This is a genomic window from Rhodoblastus sp. (assembly GCF_052145335.1).
Classification (GTDB): domain Bacteria; phylum Pseudomonadota; class Alphaproteobacteria; order Rhizobiales; family Beijerinckiaceae; genus Rhodoblastus.
In genome coordinates this window covers 1-6,213 of sequence record NZ_JBKQOU010000156.1, presented here as the reverse complement: position 1 = coordinate 6,213, position 6,213 = coordinate 1, and the positions used below count along the sequence as shown (strand labels likewise).

Here is a 6,213-nt window from a genome sequence, read left to right as displayed (position 1 = left end):
GCGCAAGGCCAGGGCGGCGTCAAAGGCATCGGGCTGGCTCAGCATGGCCCCGTAATCAATCCACATGCCGGATCGGACAAAAGACGCGGCCTCTCGCGCGGTGATTTGTTTGGCTTTGGAGGCGCTGCTTCTGGCCATGATCCAACCAGTCCGATCAATGAGTTGGACGGTGCAGAAATCAGGTGCAAATATTTCCCAACGTCCGCAATTTAGCGCCAACCCGCCCTTGCTGGCTCATCGCAATTGAGATTTCGGGGTCGCAACAAAGAGGGATCATCTCGCAACGCTCCGAATGCGAGCAAAGCGGCGCGACTTCATCGAAGGCCATTCGTTACCGCGTGGGCGCGGCGGTCCGTCGAGCCGCGCCCCCCGCAGCAAATGTCTCTATGCGAAGAAAGTCGTGTCGCCGGGGTTAACGGGGTGACCTTCCCGCAAAGGAAGATCATTTCTAGCGGCGTCTATCGAAGCCGCCTGTCGGAATTGAAGCCAGTGCGACTTGTTTGAAGTCTGGAGCCTTCAAATGTTCTTCCAACGCATATTGGAAGGCGTCGCCCTCCGGGGATTTCTGCCAGGCGATGACGGTCGCAAGATGTTGCAGATTACCGTTCAAAGTACGGTCATTCCTGATTTGGGGGCCGGTCGGCAAGGCGTCCTGCGTGCCGGTCTCCATCGCCACATTTTCAAAGGGCATTTCCGGCGCGGGGGTTGCGAGCGCGAGCTGGTAAACATCACCCAACGGGGAATTCTGCCAGGCGACAATCTGTGTCAATACGCCGAGGTTTTCGTTGAGCGATTTGTCGCCGCTGACTGTCGGGCCGAAGCCCGAAATGGGCGACGCCGCATAGGCGATGCCGCTTGAGAGGAGCGCGAAGCTGAGCGCCGCGAATGATGAAGACTTGATGCCAATATGCATTGAATCCTCCTAATTTTCCAAAAAATTGGAAAAACTCACGACGAAGTTGATTAACGACAAAAATGCGCCCTAGTCGAGATGCTTTTTCTAAGTTATCGAAGCGATCTGATTAGCGCAAACATCATGAGTGCAAGCCAGCAATTTGAATTAATTAAATAACTGTTGATACAGCTACTTAAGTCAAAGCTTGTTCACTTTTTATTGATTTCAATAACTAAATTCGGATGCGCGGTAGGTATTATAATCCACTGTGACGCCTCAGCATTCGCCGCTTTCATTGCTCTAAAGTCCACAAAATCCGCAGCGTCTGAACACAATATAGTGATCGCCGTCCCGCAATGCAGCTATTGCGTTGCACCAATTGCGGCGTAACATCAGTTTAGCTGGAATCGTTTCCTCCCCTACGACTGCCGCCACTTCAAAGGTGGCGGTATTTTTGTGGAGGGCAATGACCGCTCCCGGCGCCATCCTGTCCTTGCTGCGGGCGTCGGCGGATGACGGCTTCCCGCCGTTTTGCGTCCTTTAATGGTGGGAACAAAGTGTCGGGTTTCGAGCACTACAGCCTTTTCCGCGCCGATTCATTCTGGCCGGAAAAGGCTTTGGGGAAGACGATCTCGAAGGTCGAGCCGACGGTGGGGGTCGAGGTCGCGGACAGGCGCCAGCCGTGGCGGCTGGCTATGGTCTTGCAGATCGCCAGGCCGATGCCGGTGCCGGGAAAATCGCCGCGGTCGTTGAGGCGGCGGAAGGGTTCGAAAATCTCGTCGCGATGCGTGGCGGCGAAGCCGATGCCCTCGTCCTCGATCGCCAGCGAATGCTCGCCCTCGCCGCCCTTCAACACGATGCGGACACGCGGCGGGGTTCCCGGCTTATGGTATTTCAGCGCGTTGGAGACAAGGTTCTGCACCATCTGCGTCGCCTGCGACCGGTCGCCCTGCAGCGAAAAATCCTCGCCGATGACGGCGACATCGGCCCGTTCTTCGAGGATCGTCTGCGACAGGCTGTCGAGCACGGTCCGGATGGTCTCGCGCAAAGCGAAAGTCTCGAGCGCATAGGCGCTGTTCAGCGAGCGGGCCAGCGCCAGGACATCCGCGACGATGTGGCGGGCGTGCTGGGCCGAGGCGGCCATGACTTCGGCCGCGTAGCGCGATTCCTCGGCGTCGCCCTCGGCCATGGCGGTGTTCAATATGTCGGCGAAGGCCGAGATTTTGCGCAACGGCTCCTGAATGTCGTGCGAGGCGACATAGGCGAAACGCGACAGGCTCTCATTGGCCCGCTCCAGCTCGGCCAGGGAATTGCGCAGCGATTCCTCCACCAGCAGGCGCGCGGTGATGTCGACGGCGAAGGCGACGACGCGCGGTCCGAGCGGCGTGGCGACCGGCGTCAGGCCGATCTCGACCGGAAATTCGCTGCCGTCGCGGCGCACGGCGCGCAAGTCGCGGCCGACGCCCATCAGCCTCTTGCTTGGATTGGCGGCGAAATCCGCGCGCAAATGGCGGTGCCGCGAACGCAAGCCCGCTGGCGCCAGCGTCTCGACGCTCATTCCGATCATTTCTCCGCGCGCATAGCCGAAGGTCCCCTCGCATTGCGCATTGACCAGTTCGATGCGGCCGTCCTGATCGACCATGAACATGGCGGCGGGAGAGGCTTCGAAGGCCAGCCTCAGCATTTCGTTGGAAGTCTCGCTCGGATTCGCCATCGACCGCTCCGCGCAGGCGCCCGGTTCCAAAAAAGGGCGCCCGAAGGAGACGTCCAAGCCGCCACGAAACCATTGTATTGGCCGGCCGGTCAATGTACATTGTTTTTTTGTTCAATCACTTAGCCGTGTATCTTGGCAATGCTTGAACTCGACGGCTCTGGCAATAATTGGAGCGCCGGGACCCGGAAGGCCTTACGATGGCTGCAAGTTCAAAAGAGCTGAAAGCCGCCTTTGACGTCCTCATTATCGAGGACGATATCGACGATGCTTATCTGCTGAAACGCGCCCTGAACAAAGTCGCTGCCGAAAAGAACGTCACTCTGGCGGTGACGCATAGAATCAACGGTCTGGATGCGCTGGGTACAATGGCGCGCGACGACCTGATGAACCGCCTGCCGGACGTGATCGTCGTCGATTTGAACATGCCGCTGGTCGACGGCGACCGGTTTCTCCACCTTTTGCGCACCGATTTGCGGCTGGGAGACGTGCCCGCGGCGGTGCTGACCACCTCCACGGAAAAGCCGGTGCACGCCAAGGCCTTGGCTTCCGGCGCCGATGCGGTTTTCGCCAAGCCGAACTCCCAGGACGAACTGGTCGAAATCGCGCGGAAAATACTTCGCATGGGCGGCTTTCCGACTTCGGCGGCGGTCGGCGCCGCGGTGGTTTGACTTCGTCCCCCTTCAAGCGTCCAAAACCTTGCGCAGCGAAGCCTCGATCTGGCCGCCGCAATAAGCGTCGCCATAATCTTGCCGCGCCTTGGCGGCCAGCTTGGCCAGCGGCGGCAGGTCGGCGATCCGGCGCGTCAGCGCGGCCGTCATCGGCGCGGTTTCTCCAAGAATCGTCTCGATCTCGCTGAAGCGGTCGGTCATGGTCGCCCAAAGGGTCGATGTCACGATGTCGGCGACGCCCGGCGCCTTGCCGCCAAGCAGGAAGCCGGAGTGCGCCTTGAGGCCGTGGCGGCGGCCGGTCTCTTCCCACAACGACATCCACTTCTTCAGGCGGGGAATGAAATCCCGCCAGCGCTTTTTCGTCCACATCTCGCGGCCGCCGTCCAAGGTGATCTCGTCGATCACGTCATTGGCGTCGTTGACGATCTTCATGGTTTTGGCGCGCAACGCCGGGGTGGCCGGCAGGAGGTCGAGCGTCTCGCCCAGATAAAGAACGATGGCCGGCATCTGGGCGATGGCGACGTCCGCCTTCTTGTCGATGAGCAGGGGCGGCCCCATGAAAGGGACCGGCATATCCTTCACCGGCCCGTTCATCAACTTCAGGATTGCGTCGTCGCCGCCTTCGGTCCAGGCCTTTCCGGCATAGGCGAGGACGGCGCGCACGAACTGGCCGCGAAACGGCACGGACCAGTAGTAGAGGACGTAGTCGGACATTTCGGGACGTTCCAGGTCAGAGGAATGTTGTCTGCAATAACGCCGACATGCCGATATGGTCTATCCTGGCTTTCGGATCCCGCCAGGAGCGACGGGGAAGTGGAAGGCGGGGGGCAATGAGCGGGCAGTTTGTTCCTCGCGGAAGCGGCCCGCGCCGCGCCGTTTCCATGTTGGCGGTGGGCCTGTCCACGGTGGTCGAGTGGTATGATTTTACGCTCTGCCTCTATTTCGCGCCAACCTTGTCGCGCGTGTTCTTTGGCCAGGACGACATGGCTCTGGGCAAGACTCTCGCCGGTTTCGCCATCGCCTATCTGATGCGGCCGCTTGGCGCCATCCTGTTTGGCCTGTTCGGCGACCGCTACGGCCGGCGGCCGGCGCTGCTGATGTCGATGGCGGCGATGACGCTGGCGATGCTGTGCGTCGCCTTGCTTCCAACCCAGGCCCAGGTCGGCTCCATAGCGGGGGCGGGGCTGATCCTGATGCGATGCATCATGGGATTCAGCGTCGGGGGGGAATATACCGCCGTGGTCGCTTATCTTTACGAAAGCGCGCCCTCTCACCGAAGAGGTCTTGTCACCTCGTTTGCGGCGGCGACGAGCGAGATTGGCGGCTTGCTGGCGGTCGGCTTCTGCGCCGTTCTGGCGCGCAACCTCGATGTCGCGCGGCTTGACGCATGGGGTTGGCGGATTCCGTTCCTGTTTGGCGGCGCGCTGGCGGGCGCGGTCTGGGTCGCGCGCAACATCATCGTGGAAACGCCGCTTTTTGTCGGACAGCCGGCCGGCGCGACCGGCGCGCTCGGGCCTCTCGTCCATGTCCTGCGCTTCGAGGCGCGAGGCGTCGCGCTGGGCTTTGCCATCTCGGCTCTGGGATCGGTCACTTATTACATCGGCATCACCTACGTCCCTTCTTTCCTCGCGACGGCCGGACGCGGCAATGAGGCTCAGGCGCTGGAGTTTTCCAGCATCGCGGCGCTGGTGGTCATCATGGTGACGCCCTGCTTTGGCTGGCTTTCCGATCTCGCCGGGCGCAAACCTGTCTTGCTGGGCCTTTGTCTCGCCGGCGTCGTTCTTCCGGTCGCGCTGTTTCAACTCATCGCCAGCGGCTCCACCGAGGCCGCCATCGCCGGCGTCGCCATTCTGGCGGCTCTCGGCGGCGGCGTCAGCGCGGTGGGAGCGACAGCGACCGCCGAACAGTTTTCCGAGGGGGTGCGCCTGAGCGGTCTGGCCCTGGGCGCCACCACGGCGACCGCCCTGTTCGGCGGAGCTGCGCCCTATGTCGTCCAGACCCTGCAAAGGCTGACGGGCCTCACCGAGATCCCCGGCCTGACCATTGCGGCGGTTGCGGCATGCATTGGCTTGACGCTTGCAGTTTTCCTGCCGCATTCGCCCGGATCGGCGGCGCCGGATCATCAGAACGCGGCTTGACCGCTGCAAAGCATGGCTTTTTTCGGTTCGAGCCGCGGCAATCGGACGACCGTCGACCGCACGGGCAGGCCCATTTGGTAGATCGCGTCGCATCCGGTTAAACACGTAATGCCACTGACACCGGATCGTCGTTCTTTCCGTATAAAAATCCATCAAAAATAGGGGAGGCCTTGATGTCCAAATCGAAATCTTTAATCAAAGACAGCTGGATGACCGTCGAGGTTGGCAAAGACGGAAGTTTCGATAGGGTTTTGATCGTAGCTACAAAAGTGATCCTGAATCCGGAAAATACGAGCTATAGTTCAGAAAAATTCTACAAATTGATTGACGAGGTGAAGTCGAATTTAGGTAATTGTGAACGTGCAAATATCTTCAATAGAGATGATATGTGATTTTTTCCGCCACCCGGCAAGGGTGAGAGCTTTACATTTGGCGCGGGGAGCCGCGCCACTGCCGGCGCGATCTTCCGCGATCATTGAATGATAGCCTTCCGCACGGCTAATTCAGCCTGCAACGCGGTCAATGCATCATCCAAATAATAGATGAGGCAGCTGACGACGCGCTTTTCCAGTTGCTTGATTTTCGCGTCTGGAAGCTTGGCTTCCTGGAGCCGCTCAAAAATGAAGTCGGAGCCGCAGCGCAAGGCGTCATAGGCCCTGACCAGCGCCCAGGTCAGTCCCAAATCTTTCGCGGCCATATGAGCCGCGTGCAGACAGTCGAAGTAGGCTGGCGCATCGGGAAAGACTTTACCAATTTCGTCCGCGTCAAATATATGGCCAACGCCCTGCTCTTTTAACT

Annotated in this window: 7 protein-coding genes; 3 read left to right on the top strand and 4 right to left on the bottom strand. The window is 60.0% G+C overall.

The features are described 5' to 3' along the window. Positions 1-448: 448 nt before the first annotated feature. Positions 449-913, bottom strand: a complete 465-nt coding sequence (locus ACLP2E_RS10665) for a hypothetical protein (RefSeq protein ID WP_442463385.1) — start codon at positions 911-913, stop codon at positions 449-451. Positions 914-1,469: 556 nt separating this feature from the next. Beyond that, positions 1,470-2,609, bottom strand: coding sequence for a sensor histidine kinase (locus ACLP2E_RS10660; protein ID WP_442463386.1), 1,140 nt, complete (start codon positions 2,607-2,609; stop codon positions 1,470-1,472). A 197-nt stretch (positions 2,610-2,806) separates the two neighbouring features. On the opposite strand from ACLP2E_RS10660, the gene ACLP2E_RS10655 reads away from it, so the two are divergent. Further along, positions 2,807-3,277, top strand: a complete 471-nt coding sequence (locus tag ACLP2E_RS10655) for a response regulator (protein WP_442463387.1) — start codon at positions 2,807-2,809, stop codon at positions 3,275-3,277. Between the two features lie 12 nt (positions 3,278-3,289). Here the strand turns inward: ACLP2E_RS10655 and ACLP2E_RS10650 are convergent, their stop codons facing one another. Further along, positions 3,290-3,991, bottom strand: a complete 702-nt coding sequence (locus ACLP2E_RS10650) for a glutathione S-transferase (protein ID WP_442465895.1) — start codon at positions 3,989-3,991, stop codon at positions 3,290-3,292. 116 nt (positions 3,992-4,107) lie between these two features. On the opposite strand from ACLP2E_RS10650, the gene ACLP2E_RS10645 reads away from it, so the two are divergent. Both ACLP2E_RS10645 and ACLP2E_RS10640 read left to right on the top strand, forming a co-directional pair. Then, positions 4,108-5,415, top strand: a complete 1,308-nt coding sequence (locus tag ACLP2E_RS10645) for an MFS transporter (RefSeq protein WP_442465894.1) — start codon at positions 4,108-4,110, stop codon at positions 5,413-5,415. A 173-nt stretch (positions 5,416-5,588) separates the two neighbouring features. Then, on the top strand, positions 5,589-5,807 hold the full coding sequence (locus tag ACLP2E_RS10640; RefSeq protein WP_442465893.1) for a hypothetical protein: 219 nt from the start codon (positions 5,589-5,591) through the stop codon (positions 5,805-5,807). 80 nt (positions 5,808-5,887) lie between these two features. Here the strand turns inward: ACLP2E_RS10640 and ACLP2E_RS10635 are convergent. After that, positions 5,888-6,213 (bottom strand): hypothetical protein (locus ACLP2E_RS10635; protein ID WP_442465892.1); only part of this gene is annotated, 326 nt, incomplete at its 5' end.

Excerpts from the sequence above, each read along its gene's own strand:
- ACLP2E_RS10665 (WP_442463385.1), bottom strand. The coding sequence starts at position 913 with ATGCATATTGGCATCAAGTCTTCATCATTCGCGGCGCTCAGCTTCGCG.
- ACLP2E_RS10660 (WP_442463386.1), bottom strand. The coding sequence starts at position 2,609 with ATGGCGAATCCGAGCGAGACTTCCAACGAAATGCTGAGGCTGGCCTTC.
- ACLP2E_RS10655 (WP_442463387.1), top strand. The coding sequence starts at position 2,807 with ATGGCTGCAAGTTCAAAAGAGCTGAAAGCCGCCTTTGACGTCCTCATT.
- ACLP2E_RS10650 (WP_442465895.1), bottom strand. The coding sequence starts at position 3,991 with ATGTCCGACTACGTCCTCTACTACTGGTCCGTGCCGTTTCGCGGCCAG.
- ACLP2E_RS10645 (WP_442465894.1), top strand. The coding sequence starts at position 4,108 with ATGAGCGGGCAGTTTGTTCCTCGCGGAAGCGGCCCGCGCCGCGCCGTT.
- ACLP2E_RS10640 (WP_442465893.1), top strand. The coding sequence starts at position 5,589 with ATGTCCAAATCGAAATCTTTAATCAAAGACAGCTGGATGACCGTCGAG.